Annotated in this window: 17 protein-coding genes and 2 tRNA genes; 14 read left to right on the plus strand and 5 right to left on the minus strand. The window is 31.7% G+C overall.

What is annotated here, in order from left to right:
• Positions 1-10 precede the first annotated feature (10 nt).
• The 4 genes from KLA_RS01485 to clpX all read left to right on the plus strand — a co-directional run bounded on the left by KLA_RS01485 (position 11) and on the right by clpX (position 3,954).
• Positions 11-361: a phage holin family protein gene (locus tag KLA_RS01485; RefSeq protein WP_013621506.1), complete on the plus strand. Its 351-nt coding sequence runs from the start codon at positions 11-13 to the stop codon at positions 359-361.
• A 99-nt stretch (positions 362-460) separates the two neighbouring features.
• Complete coding sequence (gene tig, locus KLA_RS01490; protein WP_034643092.1) at positions 461-1,789, plus strand: trigger factor; 1,329 nt, start codon at positions 461-463, stop codon at positions 1,787-1,789.
• A gap of 203 nt (positions 1,790-1,992) precedes the next feature.
• Entirely contained in the window at positions 1,993-2,673 is a 681-nt protein-coding gene (clpP, locus tag KLA_RS01495; protein ID WP_013621505.1) for an ATP-dependent Clp endopeptidase proteolytic subunit ClpP, read from the plus strand.
• Between the two features lie 45 nt (positions 2,674-2,718).
• Positions 2,719-3,954, plus strand: coding sequence for an ATP-dependent Clp protease ATP-binding subunit ClpX (clpX, locus tag KLA_RS01500; RefSeq protein WP_013621504.1), 1,236 nt, complete (start codon positions 2,719-2,721; stop codon positions 3,952-3,954).
• Between the two features lie 46 nt (positions 3,955-4,000).
• Here the strand turns inward: clpX and KLA_RS01505 are convergent, their stop codons facing one another.
• Positions 4,001-4,591, minus strand: a complete 591-nt coding sequence (locus KLA_RS01505) for a hypothetical protein (RefSeq protein WP_013621503.1) — start codon at positions 4,589-4,591, stop codon at positions 4,001-4,003.
• 70 nt (positions 4,592-4,661) lie between these two features.
• On the minus strand, positions 4,662-6,176 hold the full coding sequence (locus KLA_RS01510) for a GH3 auxin-responsive promoter family protein (protein ID WP_034643095.1): 1,515 nt from the start codon (positions 6,174-6,176) through the stop codon (positions 4,662-4,664).
• Between the two features lie 83 nt (positions 6,177-6,259).
• Here KLA_RS01510 and KLA_RS01515 point away from each other — a divergent pair, with 83 nt between their 5' ends.
• Positions 6,260-7,054 carry a DUF2797 domain-containing protein gene (locus KLA_RS01515; RefSeq protein WP_013621501.1) on the plus strand — a complete coding sequence of 265 codons (795 nt, stop codon included), beginning with the start codon at positions 6,260-6,262 and terminating at the stop codon, positions 7,052-7,054.
• Here the strand turns inward: KLA_RS01515 and KLA_RS01520 are convergent.
• Together KLA_RS01520 and KLA_RS01525 are read right to left on the minus strand one after the other, a co-directional pair.
• Entirely contained in the window at positions 7,044-9,782 is a 2,739-nt protein-coding gene (locus KLA_RS01520) for an AsmA-like C-terminal region-containing protein (RefSeq protein WP_034643099.1), read from the minus strand. The two genes, KLA_RS01515 and KLA_RS01520, sit on opposite strands and share 11 nt — an antisense overlap.
• A 109-nt stretch (positions 9,783-9,891) precedes the next feature.
• Positions 9,892-10,602 carry a queuosine precursor transporter gene (locus KLA_RS01525; protein WP_013621499.1) on the minus strand — a complete coding sequence of 237 codons (711 nt, stop codon included), beginning with the start codon at positions 10,600-10,602 and terminating at the stop codon, positions 9,892-9,894.
• Positions 10,603-10,734: 132 nt separating this feature from the next.
• Between KLA_RS01525 and folK the strand changes: the two genes are divergently transcribed.
• Positions 10,735-11,880 (plus strand): 2-amino-4-hydroxy-6-hydroxymethyldihydropteridine diphosphokinase, encoded by a 1,146-nt coding sequence (gene folK / locus KLA_RS01530; RefSeq protein ID WP_034643102.1) that lies wholly within the window; start codon positions 10,735-10,737, stop codon positions 11,878-11,880.
• Between the two features lie 164 nt (positions 11,881-12,044).
• On the opposite strand, the gene KLA_RS01535 is transcribed toward folK, so the two are convergent.
• Positions 12,045-12,578: an RNA methyltransferase gene (locus KLA_RS01535; RefSeq protein ID WP_013621497.1), complete on the minus strand. Its 534-nt coding sequence runs from the start codon at positions 12,576-12,578 to the stop codon at positions 12,045-12,047.
• A gap of 157 nt (positions 12,579-12,735) precedes the next feature.
• Between KLA_RS01535 and mutS the strand changes: the two genes are divergently transcribed.
• The 8 genes from mutS to KLA_RS01575 all read left to right on the plus strand — a co-directional run bounded on the left by mutS (position 12,736) and on the right by KLA_RS01575 (position 18,676).
• Positions 12,736-15,312, plus strand: coding sequence for a DNA mismatch repair protein MutS (gene mutS, locus KLA_RS01540; RefSeq protein ID WP_034643352.1), 2,577 nt, complete (start codon positions 12,736-12,738; stop codon positions 15,310-15,312).
• A gap of 149 nt (positions 15,313-15,461) precedes the next feature.
• A tRNA-Gly gene (locus KLA_RS01545) sits at positions 15,462-15,533 on the plus strand.
• 45 nt (positions 15,534-15,578) lie between these two features.
• Positions 15,579-15,662 (plus strand) — tRNA-Leu (locus KLA_RS01550).
• 166 nt (positions 15,663-15,828) lie between these two features.
• Positions 15,829-16,182: a hypothetical protein gene (locus tag KLA_RS01555; protein WP_013621495.1), complete on the plus strand. Its 354-nt coding sequence runs from the start codon at positions 15,829-15,831 to the stop codon at positions 16,180-16,182.
• A 9-nt stretch (positions 16,183-16,191) separates the two neighbouring features.
• Positions 16,192-16,695: a hypothetical protein gene (locus tag KLA_RS01560; protein ID WP_013621494.1), complete on the plus strand. Its 504-nt coding sequence runs from the start codon at positions 16,192-16,194 to the stop codon at positions 16,693-16,695.
• Between the two features lie 19 nt (positions 16,696-16,714).
• Complete coding sequence (locus tag KLA_RS01565) at positions 16,715-16,900, plus strand: hypothetical protein (RefSeq protein WP_013621493.1); 186 nt, start codon at positions 16,715-16,717, stop codon at positions 16,898-16,900.
• 253 nt (positions 16,901-17,153) lie between these two features.
• Complete coding sequence (locus KLA_RS01570; RefSeq protein ID WP_013621492.1) at positions 17,154-17,927, plus strand: hypothetical protein; 774 nt, start codon at positions 17,154-17,156, stop codon at positions 17,925-17,927.
• An 11-nt stretch (positions 17,928-17,938) separates the two neighbouring features.
• Complete coding sequence (locus tag KLA_RS01575; RefSeq protein ID WP_013621491.1) at positions 17,939-18,676, plus strand: hypothetical protein; 738 nt, start codon at positions 17,939-17,941, stop codon at positions 18,674-18,676.
• The last annotated feature ends 2 nt before the right edge of the window (positions 18,677-18,678 follow it).

Raw genomic sequence — 18,678 nt, forward strand, 5'->3', positions numbered from 1 at the left:
ATTATAAGCTATGAAAACTATACTACGCATACTATTAAGCGCCATTGCTGTTGTTGTACTATCTAAAGTTTTACCAGGCATTGGTGTAGACAGCTACACTACCGCAATAATTGTTGCAGTGGTATTAAGTCTACTAAACTTTTTTATTAAACCATTACTTGTAATATTAACTTTACCAGTAACAATTGTAACACTAGGTTTATTTTTACTAGTTATAAACGCATGTATTATAAAATTAGCAGGCTATTTTGTGTCAGGATTTACGGTAGATAGTTGGCTATGGGCTATTGTATTTAGCTTATTATTATCATTATTACAATCCATATTATTTTCTATCTTAAAAACCGATAAAGAAAAATAACATAGTCTTTTGTATTACAACAATTTAAAAAGTTGTAGACGTAATTAAAAAGTACTATTTTTGCAGCCCATTTTATTTAAGTAAAATCAGATTCAAGAAATGAATATTACAAAAGAGCAGATTGATGCATTAAATGCAGTTGTGAAAGTTGCTATCACTAAAGAGGATTACCAAGATAAGGTACAAGCAATTCTTAATGATTATAGAAAGCAAGCAAACATACCAGGTTTTAGAAAAGGACATGTACCAATGGGCCTTATTAAAAAACAATACGGTAAGGCTGTTTTAGTAGACGAAGTAAACAAACTTATACAAGACAACCTAAACAAATACTTAACTGAAGAAAAGTTAGATGTTCTTGGTAACCCATTACCTAAGCAACAAGATGATTTTAACTGGGATGCAGAAAATCTAGATTTTGAATTTGAATTAGGTTTAGCTCCAGAATTTGAAGCTCCAATTAAGACCAAAAAAGCAATTACTCAATATAAAATAGTTGCAGATAAAAAAATGATAGATGAGCAAGTAGAACGTATTGGTAAGCAATACGGAAAACTTATCTCTAAAACTGAAGTATCTAAAAAAGATGAAGTAACTGGAGTTTTTGCTAACGAAGAAGAAGAAATTAACAATAAAACAACTATAGAACTAAGTAATGTTAAAGCTAAAAAAGCTTTAGATGCTTTAGTTGGCAAAAAAGTTGGTGATGTTGTTACATTAAAAACTAAAGGCCTTTTTAAAGAAGATTACCAACTTTCTAGTGCTTTAGGTTTAGCTGCTGATAAAACTGCTGATTTAAATACAGAGGTTACGTTTACAATTGAAGAAATTAACGAACGTGAGCCTGCAGAAATGAACCAAGAGTTGTTTGACAAGTTATTTGGAGAAGAAAAAATTACTTCTGAAAAAGAACTTAGAGAAAAAATAAAAGAAGATACAGAAAAGCAATTTGAGCAACAAGCAGATCAAAAATTGTTAAATGACATTACTGAAAACTTTATTGAAAATGTAAAGTTTGATTTACCTACTGAATTCTTAAAAAAATGGATTCAAATGACAGGTGAAAAGCCATTAACAGAAGAAGAAGCTGCTGCTGAATTTGAAAAATCTGAAAAAGGTTTACGTTACCAATTAATTGAAGGTAAAATAATACAAGAAAACAATCTTCAAGTTGAGTTTGATGAGCTTAAAGAATTTGCTAAAGGCTTTATTAAATCTCAAATGGCACAATACGGACAATTAAATCCTGCTGAAGAAGAATTAGACAATATAGCCGGAAGAATTATGTCTAACCAAGATGAAGTTAAAAGATTGTCTGAGCAGTTAATGAGTCAAAAATTATTAACGCTTTACAAAGAAAAAGCAAACCTTAAAGTTAAGGAGCTTTCTTATGACGATTTTATTAAAGAAGTTTACGGAAAAGAATAAATTTTACCCTGTGCATTGTTAAAAAAACACTAGCACATATATGGTAAAACAAAAAATTCCGTTAAATTTAGTATCAAACTATAGCAAATAGCTTTAAAAGCAAATTACACTATAGGTCGTCACTAAAAAAAATAAGTATATTTACGGTGCCGAAAGTATAAATTTTCGGCACCTTTTTTATTTAAAAATACCAAATACTACATATGGACTACGGAAAAGAATTTAAGAACTACGCCATAAAGGACCAAGGGATAAACAGCATGTACTATGATAAAATATTAAGTACAATGTACCCAAGCAATATGACGCCTAACATTATTGAAGAAAGACAACTAAATGCTATTGCAATGGATGTTTTCTCTAGATTAATGATGGATAGAATTATATTTTTAGGAACCGGTATTAATGACCAAGTTGCTAACATAGTACAAGCACAATTATTGTTTTTAGAAAGTGCAGATGCATCTAAAGACATACAAATATACATTAACTCTCCAGGAGGTAGTGTTTACGCTGGATTAGGTATTTATGACACTATGCAATTTATTAAACCAGACGTTGCAACAATTTGTACTGGTATGGCAGCATCTATGGGTGCCGTTTTACTTTGCGCAGGTGAAAAAGGAAAACGTAGTGGTTTAACTCACTCTCGTGTTATGATTCACCAACCATTAGGTGGCGCACAAGGGCAAGCTAGCGATATAGAAATTACAGCAAGAGAAATACTAAAGTTAAAAGATGAGTTGTACAATATTATAGCAACGCACTCTGGCCAAACTTTTGACAAGGTTAGCAATGACAGTGATAGAGATTACTGGATGAAGGCTGATGAAGCCAAGAAATACGGTATGATAGACGAAATATTAGTAAGGGAAAAGAACTAAAACCGACTAATAAACACCTTACTCTAAAAGAGAAGAAGTAGACTTATGGCAAAGGAAAATTTAGAATGTTCTTTTTGTAAAAGAACCAAAGCAGAAACAAACATATTAATTGCAGGTGAAGGTGCACATATTTGTGACCGTTGCATAGAGCAAGCATATGGTATTGTTATAGAAGATACTAAACAGTCTAAAACAGACAGTTTATCTGCAGAATTGGTTCTAAAAAAACCTATGGAAATAAAAGCGTTTTTAGATACTTTTATTATAGGACAAGAACGTACAAAAAAAGTAATGTCTGTAGCAGTATACAACCACTACAAAAGATTATTACAGCCTTCTAGTGCAGATGACGATGTAGAAATACAAAAAAGTAACATTGTAATGGCTGGGCAAACTGGTACTGGTAAAACATTAATGGCCAAAACAATTGCCAAAATGCTTAATGTACCTTTAGCTATTGTAGATGCTACCGTATTAACAGAAGCCGGTTATGTTGGTGAAGATGTAGAAAGTTTACTTACACGTCTTTTACAAGCTGCAGATTACAATTTAGAAAAAGCAGAACGTGGTATTGTTTTTATAGATGAGATTGATAAAATTGCTCGTAAAAGCGATAACCCTTCTATTACTAGAGATGTATCTGGCGAAGGCGTACAACAAGGTTTATTAAAACTTTTAGAAGGTACTGTTGTTAATGTTCCGCCTAAAGGAGGACGTAAACACCCTGATCAAAAATTTATTGAAGTTAACACAGAAAACATATTATTTATTGCTGGTGGTGCTTTTGACGGTATAGAACGTATTATAACAAAGCGTTTAAATATGCAAGCAGTAGGTTACAGCGCATCTAAATTAGATGACAATGTAGACAACACTAACATTTTACAATACATTATTCCAAAAGACTTAAAAGAGTTTGGTTTAATTCCTGAAATTATTGGCCGTTTACCAGTTTTAACGCATATGAACCCGTTAGACGAGAAAACGTTACGCGCAATACTTACAGAACCTAAAAACGCTATTATAAAGCAATATGAAAAGCTTTTTGCTATGGACGACATTAAGTTCTCTATAACAGACAAAGCCTTAGATTTTGTTGTTTCTAAAGCTATAGAGTACAAATTAGGAGCAAGAGGTTTACGTTCTTTATGTGAAGCAATTTTTACAGATGCTATGTTTGAGCTACCAAGTAGCCAAGACAAAGAGTTTAAAGTAACACAAGAGTACGCAGAGCAAAAACTATCTTACGAGACAGTAAAAAAACTAAAAGCCGTTTCATAACAAAACGGCTTTTAAAAACTATATTATAAATATCCTAAAGTATGCTTTAGGATATTTTTTTTGCTAATACTTTAACCTTAGCCTCTTTCTTAACTTGTTCTGGTTTTACCATTACTTTTTTTAAAAGATCTAAGCTTACTTTTTTAATAATTTCTGAGTCAGAGTACATTTCATGACCATAATTATCTACAACTTCTAAATCTACTCCAATAGTTTCAGACCATTTTGCAGAAGGCCTGTACAAATCTTTACTACCAAAAAGCATTTTTACATCTACATCTACACGCTCCACTTCTTTGCGTATTCTTGTTGCAGACACTGCATATAAAGATTTCATAGGCAAACCTTTTAAGTTTGCCTTCCAAGCAATAGAACCCCCCATACTAAAAGCAAGGTAGTGAGCTGGTTTAGTTTCTTTTTTTAACAAATGAGATACAGCTGTATCAATACCTCCTTCTACAAAAGCGCTGTGTATATTTTTCTCTGTTTGTTTTAGCAAATTTACATTTGCCAATTGCTGAATATCATAATACTCAATATCATAATACTGTTGCAAGTATGCCAGGTAAGATGTTATCCACATTCCTTTTTTTGGACCCCACATATCTGACAAAACAACTAGTCTTTCTGAATTCATAATTTATAGTTTTATATACTGGTTAGGTTTATATATTGCAATATGATAATTAACCCGTAAATAAGCCAATTTATTTGTTCATTAGAAGCAATTCATCGATATAGACCCTTTTATTAGACAATCTAGGTATTTTATGTTGTCCTCCTAATTTGTTTCTATCTTTTAACCAGTCATAAAAAAGATTCTGTCTGGCACTGTGTACTTTAGGCATTGTTAGCGTAATATTATTATAACGCTTGGCTTCATAATCAGAATTTAAAGATTTTAAAGCATTATCTAACAATTCTGTAAAATGATTAACATCTTTAGGCTCCTTTCTAAATTCTATAATCCACTCGTGAGCTCCTTTTTCTTTACCTACCATAAATATTGGAGCAACTGTATAATCTTTTATCTGTGCTCCTGTTTTTTTACACACCTTTTTTAGAGATTCTTCAGCATTTTCTATAATTAACTCCTCTCCAAAAACATTTATATGGTGCTTGGTACGACCAGTAATTTTAATTCTATACGGACTAACAGAAGTAAACCTTACCGTATCTCCTATTTTGTAACGCCATAAACCAGCATTAGTTGTAATTATAATTGCATAGTTTTTATGCAACTCAACATCCCACAACGCTACCACTTTCTGGTCTTCTAAGCCATAAGAATCCATTGGTATAAATTCATAAAAAATGCCATAGTCAAGCATAAGCAATAAATCATCCGCATTGTTTCTGTCTTGTATTGCAAAAAAGCCTTCAGATGCATTGTATATTTCGTAGTAATTAAATTGCTTACGAGGCAACAGTGCTTTATACTGGTCTTTATACGGACTAAAACTTACTCCTCCATGAAAATACACTTCTAGGTTTTCCCAAATCTCAAACAAATGATTTTTACCTGTTTGCTCTAACATATTATTTAACAACACCAACATCCAAGAAGGCACACCAGCCAAACTGGTAACGTTTTCTAACTTACTTTCATTAATAATTGCATTTAACTTAGTCTCCCACTCACTCATTAAAGACACCTTGTTACTTGGCGTACTACTCAACTCTGCCCAAAAAGGCATATTATCAATTAAAATAGCAGATAAATCTCCAAAAAAACTACCGTTATCTTCATACAACTCTTTACTACCACCCAAGCGCAAACTTTTTCCTGTAAATAATTGGGAGTTTTCATTATTATTAAGGTATAAACACAACAAATCTTTACCAGACTTGTAATGACAATCTTCCAAAGCCTCTGAACTTACAGGTATAAACTTACTTTTAGCATTGGTAGTACCACTACTTTTAGCAAACCATTTTATACTTGTAGGCCAAAAAATATTTTGTTCTCCTTTTCTAGTTCGCTCTATAAAAGGCTCTACTTCTTCATAAGAAACTATTGGCAAACGCTCTGCAAATTCTTTGTAATTGGTAATAGAAGCAAAATTATATTGCCTACCAACTTCGGTATCTTTAGCAATACTAAGCAGTTTAAACATTACTTCTTCCTGAACTTCAGCTGGGTATTTTAAAAAGAGTTCTATTTGATGATACCGCTTTTTAAGCAACCAAGAAGCAATAGAATTAACAAAAGGTATTGACATTTTTAGGTATCTTTATCCTGAAAAATTTCAGTGGTTATTTTGATAAAAATAGCCTATACAACTTTAATATTCAAATACATTTTATGCAGTACCAAGGTGTTTTACAAAAAATGCAAACCGAGAACGGAAACCCTATACAATATTATTTAGTTTTTGAGAATGACTTTTTAAATGTAAATCAGATTTTAAACAAATCTGTAGAAATTTCTTTTATAAAACACCAATGTCTTAACTGTAAGTTAGACAAGCCCATATACAGACAAGGCTTTTGCAAATCGTGCTTTTTTGAGATCCCAACGGCTGGAGATTGGATTATGAGACCCGAGTTAAGCAAAGCTCATTTAGACCAAGAAGATCGTGATTTAGCTTATGAAAAAAAAGTTCAACTACAACCGCATATTGTTTATTTAGCAAACTCTAGCAATGTAAAAGTAGGTGTTACACGTAAAGCCCAAGTACCAACAAGGTGGATAGACCAAGGAGCTCATGAAGCTATAGAAATTGTAGAAGTACCAAACCGTTATTTAGCAGGCATAACCGAAGTTGCACTAAAAGAACACGTTGCAGACAAAACCAATTGGCGTAAAATGCTTACCAATACTGTAGATGACGAAAATTTAATTGAATGGCGTAACAAATTAAAACAATATATACCAAAAGAAGCTACACAGTATTTTATAGAGGACAACCAGGAAACTCATCTAGAATTTCCGGTAATGCAATATCCAGAAAAAGTAAAAAGTCTTAATCTGGATAAAACACCTGTATACAAAGGCACATTAAAAGGCATTAAAGGCCAGTACCTAATTTTTGAAGACAATACCGTTTTTAATATTAGAAGTAACGAAGGTTACTACGTAAGCTTAACTATTGCTTAGTAGTATCCTTTTCTGTTTCCTTTTTCTTTTTACCAAACAAGCCGCCTAAAATTTCTTTTACAGCTTCTTTTTGGGTTTCTTGTTTGGTACTAGTTGCTGTATCCTTTTTTACTGCAGTAGTATCTTTTTTACCTAATAAACCACCTACAACATCTTTTACTACCGACGTTTTAGCATCATCTTGAGTTAAAGAGTCTGTTTTAGATTTATTTTTGTTTAACAAATCACTAATAACACTAGTTGCTTTATCTTTTCCTTTGGCAATTAATTTTTGTTTTTCTATTTCTATTAACTGACTTGTTAAGTTTTTAACACCACTAGTTAAGTCTGTTTTCACCTCAGGACTTGTAAAATCACCACCAATATTAGCTGTAACCGGTATAGTTAAGTCTTCTAATTTTTTATCATCAATTTTTGCAATTAACTTGGTTACATCACTACCTAAATATTTAGCAGGCACCTCTACAGTTGCGTTGTATGCCAATTTACTATCAAATGTATGACTACCTGCAACATTCATTACAATATCTCCGTAATTAAGCTTAAATGGCTTTACTGCCACCTTTCCATTATCAAAAGTCAAAGCCGTTTTTAGTCCGTTTAAGTTTAATTTTTCAGGTTTTAAAAAGCTTAATTTATCACTTAAAGCAGTTACAAATTTTTCTTGTTTACCGCCTAACTCTGTCTGCATTAACTCTGCCAACACCTTACCAGAAATTGTAGCTAAATCTGGAGTAAAATCATCTTTTAAATTACCAGCTATAGAAATGTCTGAATTTAAATTACCTCTAATAATTTTTGCAACAGGAGCTAAAACCTCTAACATTTCTAAACCTTTTAGAGCCTGACTTATGTTAAACTGATTCATTCCTAAATTCATCGCAAAAGTTGCTGCATCATTTTTGGTAGAAACCTCTCCATTAAATGCCATTTTTCCGCCAAATAAAGACGTAGTCATATTAGATAACGTGGCAGTTTCATCTTTTACTCTTAATGTACCTTTTACATCTTTAAGTGTTAAATTATCATACAAAACTGTATTTGCATTGGCAGTAATTGTAGCATCTAAAAACGATGGTATTTTTAATTTTTCATCAGCTACAGTTTGCTTCTCTTCTGTTTTTTCAGTTGATTTTTCTGTTTCCTCAACCTCATCAACCATAAAATCATTTAAAGCAAATGTATTAGAATTTAAAGCAAAATCTCCTTTTACCTTTTCATCCTTAAACATAAAACCTAATAAGTTTGTAATTGTACCCTTGGCTGAAAAATCGGTCTTACCTGTTTTCCCCTGAAAATCATTTAAAGAAACAGTTTCTGGGTTAAAAGTTAAAGATGTAGTTGTAATCTCTACCGGGTTTTTAAGTTCGTTAGAGTTGTACTCAAAATCTTTTAAGTCTAAAGTACCACTTGTAGTTGTGTTTTGATATTGTTCCTTTTCTATAGAAGCCATATCAAAAGCTGTAGAAACATCTGCTTTAAGTATTCCTTTTAAATTTAAATCTGCAGGCACAGGGTAAGCTTGTGATATGTTAGCCAAGTTCATATTACCATCTAAATGCGCTTTTACCTTAGTATTACCCATTAAATCTGTAATCTGAGAATTAAGGTTAAACCTATCTTGATCTATTGCAAAAGCTAATTTTTTAATATCAACAGAAGTGTCTTCTACCAAACCAGTTGTATTATCTATAGCTGCATTTATAAATATATTAGTTACAGCCTTTGGTAAGTCTGGATATTTAAATGACGCATTATCAGAATTTAGCTTTACAGAAAATTTAGGAATATGTGTTTCGTCTACAATACCATCTAACTTACCTTCAACGGTAAATTTCCCGGTAGTTTTTACGTTTTCAATACTTTTAGTATACTCTTCTGGCACTAATGCCAAAAAGTTTTTAAACTCACTAGATAGCGTTTTAAAATTAATATTTACCTCTTGGTTATCTTCATTAATTTTAACAAAACCATCAAAAACCAAAGGCAACTGGTTTACTAGTGCCTCATTTTTTAAAAAAGAAAATTTACTTTCTTTTAAATCTATTCCTATTAATGCATCTAAACCAACTTTATTTCTGTTTAAGTAATTTGTTCCGCCCATACCAAAAGACACCAATGCATTTGTTTTGGTATCTAACTCAGACTTCTCCAAGGATAAATCTCCTGTACCGGAGTGCTGCAAATCTGTTAAAGCTAAAGCCATACCAGAAGTTTGGTCTACATATACAATTTTAGAGTTGGTAATTTTATAAGACTCCATTGCCAAAGTAAAGCTACTACCCTCTTCTTCTGTTTCTGAAACTACAGGCTCTGCTGTATCTTTTTTTGCAATATCATAATTAGCAATGCTATCTTTATTTACAATAATATTTAAAGCAGCACCATCTACCGCTAAACTTTTTATACCAATAGCCTCAGAAGAATCTTTAAAAAGTTCTGTTATTGCCATATCTAAAGCAATTTCTTTAGATGCAAAAAGCGTATCTCCTTTAAAAGGTGCATTATTAGTTAACACCAACTCATTAATGGTAACCTTTGCATTAGGAAAACTAGAAAACAAACTTAAGTCTGCACTAGCAAAGTCTAATGTAGCTTCTATATTATTGTTTACTTTATCCTTTATAATTTTTTCTATTTTGCCTTGTAAAAAGAAAGGTGCAGCAATTAATAAAACTACTATTAACAATACTACAACACCTATAATTTTTAATATTTTCTTTTTCATACAGAACTATTTTTTCTTTTTTAAAATTTAGCTGAACCAAGCAAATACATTATCCTTTTTAAAGCTGTGATATAAATCTTACAATTAAAACAACTTTAAGCTTGTTTTATTATGACTCCAATGTTAATTCTTGGTTTATTTTTAAATTAAATCTTTTTCTCATTATATATACGAATAAATACAAGAAAGGGGTGTCTACAAATGCTATAATTATCTTAAAAATAAACCCGCTAATTAACAAACCTGTAAATTTATCCCAACTAATTTCTCCAAAAGAACACAAAAGCAGCAAAACAGTACAGGTATCTACAAACTGAGAGAAAAAAGTAGAAAAATTGTTACGCAACCACAAATGCTTTCCTTTTGTTATTTTTTTCCAGAAATGATACACCTGTATATCTATAAATTGCGCAAATAAATACGCCAACATAGATGCTGTAACTGCCAAAATTGTATTACCAAAAACATCCTTAAACATAGTATTGCTAACAGGAGACCAACTAGTAGCTTCTGAGGCAGATGCTAAATACACAATTAATAATGAAAAAAACGAGGCAAAAATACCAGCAACAACAATTTGGTTGGCACTTTTTTTACCGTAGATTTCAGAAATTAAATCGGTTAACAAAAAAGTAACCGGATAAGGAAGTACTCCCACAGAAATCTCAAACAAGGTTGCTCCAAAAATAGTAACATCACCAAAAGGTTGCCAAATAAAAAATTTTTGAAAAATAAGATTAGAAACCACTAAGGAAGTTATAAAAAGTGCTCCTAAGTATAAATATATTTTAAAGGCTAATTTTTTATCTGTTTTATTCATAAAAAGTATCTGCTTTTCTAATTTACAACTAATTTGTAAAGATACTTAAGTTAAGCTTTTAATACCTTTACAAAAAAGATATTTAATTTTAAGATAGCGCCTTAAAAACTATTTTATTTACTTTGTTTTTAAATGAAGAAGAACGTTACAACTGCATACCTATCTATAGGTAGTAATTTAGGTGATAAGATAGTTAACCTACAAGATTCCATTTTTCTATTAAAGGAAAAAGCTGGTGAAATAGTAGGCATATCTAAAGTATACAAATGCCAATCATGGGGTTTTGAGTCTGCGGACTTTTTAAACGCCTGCGTGTCTATAAAAACAACTAAAGATGCGTTTGAGCTTTTAGATATTATTTTAAAGATAGAAAATGACCTAGGTAGGCAACGTACAGATGAAGCCGGATACCAAGCCAGAACCATAGATATAGACATTATATACTACGGCAAAGAGGTAATTAACACAGATAAATTAGTGGTACCACACCCAAACTTGCAATTTAGAAGTTTTGTACTACGCCCACTTGCAGATATTGGTCCGCAATTTTACCACCCAATATTAAACAAAGATTCTAGAAACCTTTTTCAGGAATGTAAAGATAAAGGAGCTATAGAGCGCACAGAAAGAAGATTATACCCTAACAGAGAAAGTTTACTAGCAAAAGCACAGTTTTTAGCCATAGAAGGTAACATTGGCGCTGGTAAAACAACATTAGCTAATAAAATTTCTGAAGATTACAATGCTAAATTAATTGTAGAGCGCTTTGCAGATAACCCATTTTTACCCAAGTTTTATGAAGACCAAACAAGGTATGCTTTTCCGTTAGAAATGTCTTTTTTAGCAGACCGTTACCAGCAATATTCAGACGATACATCTCAGCTAGACTTATTTAGGTCTTTTATGGTTAGTGATTATGACATTTTTAAATCGCTCATATTTGCAAAAGTAACCTTACACCAAGACGAATTTAAGCTATACCGTAAGTTGTTTGATTTAATGTATAAAGATGTAAAAAAGCCCGATGTTTTTGTATACTTATACCAAAACACAGAGCGCTTAATTGCCAACATTAAAAAACGTGGTCGTGAATATGAACAGGATATACAGACAGATTATCTAGAAAAAATTAACAAAGGTTATTTAGATTTCATAAAAAGTTATCCGCAGCAAAATACCTTTATTATAGATGTTAGCGACCTTGACTTTGTAGCTAATGACGCTGATTACGAGCACATTTTACACGAAATACAAGGTTACATTTTACGTAATCTTTAAAAAAAGCCGAGTATTAAATTAACAGTTATTTCACAATTTATTTGCAATATTCAAAACGTTTTCTTTAATTGCATATCTCTTAACAGAGGAACTAACTAACTCAAACTACATAATGGACCCAACTTAGTTGGGTCTTTTTTTATACCTTAAAACTAAAAAATGTTTTATTTGTCTTGTAGTTTAGACCACAAATCCCAAACCACAACACCTGCACTTACAGAAATATTTAAAGAGTGTTTTGTACCGTATTGCGGAATTTCTAAAACCACATCACTAGCTGTAACTACATCTTGTGCCACGCCCTTAACCTCATTACCAAAAATTAGTGCATACTTTTGGTTTTGAGTTATTTTAAAATCATTTAAAAAAGTAGCATTTTCTGCTTGTTCTACAGCAAGTGTTTCATAGCTATTGCTTTTTAACTGCTCTATTAAAGGCAAAGTTTCATTTACATACTCCCAAGCTACACTATCTGTAGCACCTAATGCTGTTTTTTGTATGTCTTTATGTGGCGGTTTAGCAGTAATACCGCACAAGTATATTTTTTCAATTAAAAAAGCATCAGCTGTTCTAAAAACAGAACCAATGTTGTTTAAACTTCTAATATTATCTAAAACAATAACAATAGGCGTTTTTTCTGCTTGTTTAAACTCTTCAATATTTAATCGCTCTAATTCGTTATTTTTTAACTTTCTCATTCTATTTATATCTAGTAAACTTATCCACAAATATCAACAAAGGTTTTGTAACCAAAGAGAAAAACTTAAATTCGTTTTGTAATTTTTAAGTTAATCAATAAGATTTTTCAATTTGCCTAAAACAAGTACACCAAAAAAGAAAAAGGTAACACCTTTAATGCAGCAATACAACGCTATAAAAACAAAGTATCCAGATGCTATGTTGCTTTTTCGTGTTGGAGATTTTTATGAAACCTTTGGTGATGATGCCGTTAAAGCATCAAAAATATTAGGTATTATTTGTACACACCGTAACAATGGTGGCGAAAAAACAGAATTGGCTGGTTTTCCGCATCACTCCTTAAACACCTATTTGCCTAAATTGGTAAAAGCTGGCCAACGTGTTGCCATTTGTGACCAGTTAGAAGATCCTAAACAAACTAAAAAAATTGTAAAAAGAGGCGTTACAGAATTGGTAACTCCTGGGGTGGCTTTAAATGATGATATTTTATCTGCCAAAACCAACAACTTTTTATGTGCAGTACATTTTGGAAGAAAAAAAATAGGTGTAGCATTTTTAGATATTTCTACAGGAGAATTTTTAACATCAGAAGGTACAGAAGAACAAATTGATAAACTGTTACAAAACTTTGCACCAAATGAGGTCTTAGTTTCTAAAACACATAAAAAGGATTTTTTAAAAGCTTTTGGTACCGAGTTTCATACCTTTTTTATAGAAGATTGGATTTTTCAGGAAGATTATGCACAAGAAACACTAACCAAGCATTTTAACACTGCAACTTTAAAAGGTTTTGGCGTGGCACATTTAGAGCAAGGTATTATGGCATCTGGTGCTGTTTTACATTATTTATCTGAAACGCAACACCACAAACTACAGCACATAAATACGTTACAACGTATTGCCGAGGAAGAATACATTTGGATGGATAGGTTTACTATTAAAAACCTAGAGCTATATCACTCCTACAACCCAAATGCTGTTACCCTTTTAGATGTTATAGACAAAACCATATCACCTATGGGTGGGCGTATGCTAAAACGCTGGTTGGCGTTGCCTCTAAAAAATGTAGAAAAGATAAAAAGAAGGCATCAAGTTATAGAGTACCTACAAGCCAATGATACCATTTTGCATAAACTACAACAGTCTATAAAGCAAATGGGAGACTTAGAGCGTTTAATTTCTAAGGTAGCAACGGCTAAAATATCACCCAAAGAAGTAGTACAACTAAAAAATTCTTTAGAAGCAATACTACCAGTTAAGCAACTTACTAGTAGCAGCAAAAATGACGCTGTAAAACTTATAGGCGACCAGTTACACGGTTGTGATATGCTACGCGCTAAAATTAAAGAAATGATTAGTGAAGATGCACCTGTTAATATGCTTAAAGGTGAAACTATTGCTAATGGATATTCAGCAGAGTTAGATGAGCTACGCGGATTGGCATTTTCTGGTAAAGATTATTTAAATAAGATGCTAGAAAGAGAAACCGAGCGTACCGGTATCACCTCTTTAAAAATAGCTAGCAATAATGTATTTGGTTATTATATAGAAGTACGTAATACCCACAAAGACAAAGTACCAGAAGAATGGATACGCAAGCAAACCTTAGTAAATGCAGAACGCTACATTACTGAAGAATTAAAAGAATACGAGAGTAAAATATTAGGCGCAGAAGAACGTATACAAGTTTTAGAGCAAGAGCTATTTTCTAAACTTGTTGTTTGGATGCAAGAGTACATTGCACCTGTACAACACAATGCACAGTTAATTGCGCAACTAGATTGCCTTTGTGGTTTTACACAATTGGCTACAGACAATAAATACACCGCTCCTGTAATAAACAACTCTACAGACTTAGAAATTGTAAATGGTAGACACCCTGTTATAGAAAAACAATTACCAGTTGGCGAAACTTATATTGCCAATGATGTTACTTTAAATAGAGAAGAACAACAAATAATAATGATTACAGGGCCAAATATGAGTGGTAAGTCTGCCATATTACGCCAAACAGCCTTAATTGTATTATTAGCGCAAATGGGAAGTTTTGTACCAGCAGAAGCTGCTAAAATTGGTTACGTAGACAAAATATTTACCAGAGTTGGCGCCAGTGACAATATCTCTATGGGAGAATCTACGTTTATGGTAGAGATGAACGAGACTGCATCTATCCTTAACAACTTGTCTGAACGTAGTTTGGTATTGTTAGATGAAATTGGCCGTGGTACAAGTACATATGATGGTATTTCTATTGCCTGGGCAATATCAGAATACCTACACCAACACCCAACACAAGCAAAAACATTGTTTGCCACACACTACCATGAGTTAAATGAAATGACAGCTACGTTTAGCAGAATAAAAAATTACAACGTATCTGTAAAAGAATTAAAAGACAATGTCTTGTTTTTACGCAAACTTACTCCTGGTGGTAGTGAACATAGTTTTGGTATACACGTAGCAAAAATGGCTGGTATGCCACAGCAAGTAATTTCTAAAGCAAATAAAATACTTAAAAAATTAGAAAAATCTCACTCTAGTGAAGAGCTCACAACAAAGCTAACAGATGCACAAAATGAAATGCAACTAAGCTTTTTTAATATGGATGACCCTCTGCTCTTAGAGTTAAAAGAAGAAATAATAGACTTAGATATTAACACGCTAACACCGGTTGAAGCACTAATGAAGTTAAATGAGATAAAAAGATTGCTTTCTGCACAAAAAAAAAGATGAAGTGTAAAACGCTCATTTTATGTTATTTGAAAATGAAATTTAAAATTAGATAAAAAATATCAATATTTTTTTTCAAAATAGCTTTGTGGTTTAGAAAAATGTCTTAAATTTGCACCCGCATCTGATAAAGATGTACGCTCATAAAAATTGCGAAAGTAGCTCAGGGGTAGAGCATCACCTTGCCAAGGTGGAGGTCGAGGGTTCGAATCCCTTTTTTCGCTCAGAAAAAATTATACCAATTGCCTGTTAGTAATAACAGCTAATTTGCTCGAGTGGTGGAATTGGTAGACACGTTGGACTTAAAATCCAATGGACATTAGTCCGTATGGGTTCAAGTCCCATCTCGAGTACAAAGCCCTTGTTAATCTCACGATTTTCAAGGGTTTTTGCTTTTTATACCTTTTTGGTTTTCACCTATTTTAATTTACTCTAAAAATTTTAATTCGCATAACTTATAAAATAAGGTACTATTTTACCTACTTATTTTTATATTGCCATAAAATATAGCCAATTTTTATGAGTGACATTACACCACACAACCAAGAAGACAACCAAAACCAGCAACAACAAGAAACTCATCAAGCGCAACCTATTATTATTAACCAAAATAATAATAGCAACTCCAATCCAATTGGTATAGCCGGCTTTATAATCTCTATACTTGCATACCTATTATATTGTATTCCTATTGTGGGACACTTAATATGGATTTTAGGACTTATATTATCTATAATTGGACTTTTTAATCGTCCACGCGGACTTGCCATTGCCGGTGTAGTTATTTCTTTAATCTGGATTATTTTTTACGTTTTCCTTATTGCAGGATTATTGTTTTTTGATGCTACCACAACAGGTCTAGAAGGCTTATAAAAATATATTGTGACTATAAAAACCTACGCCCTACTCTTTCTTTTATTTCTTGTGAGTGCAACTGGCATTTGTCAGCAGTCACAAGAAACAGACACAACAAGCCATTTAAAATCGGGCTTTTATATTTTAAATGATTCTGTTGGCGTAAAAGTTTTTGTTCCAAGTTTTAATAAAACACAATACGTTAACACAAAAACATTAATTCCTATTACAGCAATTAAAAAGTGTTCTACTGTTGGTATAGGTGCTACATTTGGAAATACTGGAGAAAAACAGTTTGGTTTAAACCTAACCTTTACACCTAACGGAGATATTAAAATGCAAATTGCTACAGACATAGCTTTTGAAGAGCGTAAAAGCATAGGCTTGTTTATAGATAACAAAATTATTAATGGCTTTTACGTAAATAGTAAAATTAGAAACGGAAATTATTTTTTAGCTCTAAATTTACCTTTTGCCGAGATTAAGAAATTGGAAAAGAAAATTAATACAGAACTTAAAAAAAAGAAATAAAACACTAGTTTTAACAGCTATGAGAAAAACAATATTAATTATTGGTGTAGCACTTGCCCTTGTAAATGTTGTATACAGTTTTATGAGAGACGCAGAAACTGTGCTATTTTTTGGCAAGGATATAAACATATGGGTATATAGGTTAATTTGGGCATTTATGGCTGTACTTATTTTTAATGCTTACCGTAAAGAAGCTAAAAAATAAATTATTTAGTAACGGTAATACACCTAATTACTACAAATAAACATTAACGCATTACAACACCCTATATATACTTTAATTTGTACTTTTTAATTGAAGTACAAAAATGATGCGTAATAACATAAAAAATACAACCATAACCAGCAGATTTAATTTTCTGTACCTATTCTTGCTATTTTTTTTTATTGTCATATTGTTTTTTCTTTATGTACTTATAATTAGCAAAGAAGAGATTATACTGTTTTTAATAGCCTTTATGGCTTTTGTGCTCTATGGTATTTATATGATTGTAAAGAGCCTCATTTTTTATAGAGTAGACTCTAAAAACATTAAAATTGGCATATTTAAAACATATACTTATAATGAAGTAAAGAGTATTGAGTTACATAGTTCTGTACCTTCTAAATTCATGTTTTTTACCATTTATGAAAAAGGACTTACCATACACCTAAAAAACAATAAAAAAATATACCTAAAAGAGGCTTACTACACTAACTTTTGGAAACTACGTTTACACTTAGACAACACCTTTGGCAATAAACAGATAAAAATAAGTAAACCTGTTACTAATAGTACTATTGCTATTACTAACAAAACCACATCAATACCATTTTATATTACACTAGTAAAAATAATTATATTAATAGCACTAACTTCCTCTATTATATTATTGCTAGACCTGTTTATTACCAACTACCTAGATCCAGGATATTTTATATTTAGTACAGGTACATTTCTTTTTTTGTTACTTTTTACAACACAAATGGGTTATATAGAAAGTTCTAAAAATTACATCATTATAAAAAACTTAATAAATCCGTTTGTAAAAAAAATAATACCTACAAATGATATAACCCACACAACTAAAGAAACAGTGGGCGGTGGCAGAAACAAAAGAACATTTATAACTATACACACCGTGTATCATAAAAAATTTAAAGTTACCATAGATTTTATAAGTCAAAAAAGAGAAAAAAATATTGTAAAACAGTTTAAAAAATTAGCCATCCCTTACAAAGATTACACCTAACAATATATTGTATGAAAATAACAAAACGACTTAAAATTCTATTTTTTGCATTTGTAATATGCAATAGTACATTAGCTCAAGAAGATTATAATTATTCTGACGAGCTACTTGCAACCACATTTAAAGCCTACCAAGCCGTAGATTTTGATATGGCAAACAGTATGTTTCCTTTTGTAAAGCAACGTTTTGTAGAACACTTAAAAGATACTACTAGTTTTGCTAACCCATATGATAGTTTATCTAAACATATAAGCATACAATACAGTCTAGATAGTGTAGTAAAAACATATACCTGGAGCCAAAGAGACTCCGGATGTTGCCACAGCTCTGTAATTTATGCACAATACAAAAACAGTAGTGGATCTATTAAATATATAAATTTAAAAGATAAAGATGATGGAGATCAAGATGTTTTTATACTTGGTGTACACCATATAAAAATTAATAACAAACCGCACTACTTGTTATTAGGCTGGGGAACCTGTTGTGGTGGCAAACATTACAGTACAGCCAAAGTATACAAAATAGAAGATGGTGAATTGCAAAAAAGCGACACTGCTTTTATAGGAGAAACCTCTATTTTTACAGAAGCAAACCGTGGGCAAGACATTAAAATAAAATACGATGAACAAAAAAAAATATTGTCTTATTTTAGTTACCCAGAAGATGAGGAAACTGGTTTTTACGGAAAAGAACAAACACATACCCAATGGAAACTAACCAATAAAGGGTTTAAAAAAGAAAAATAACC

This window comes from Cellulophaga geojensis KL-A (assembly GCF_000568425.1).
GTDB classification, from domain to species: domain Bacteria; phylum Bacteroidota; class Bacteroidia; order Flavobacteriales; family Flavobacteriaceae; genus Cellulophaga; species Cellulophaga lytica.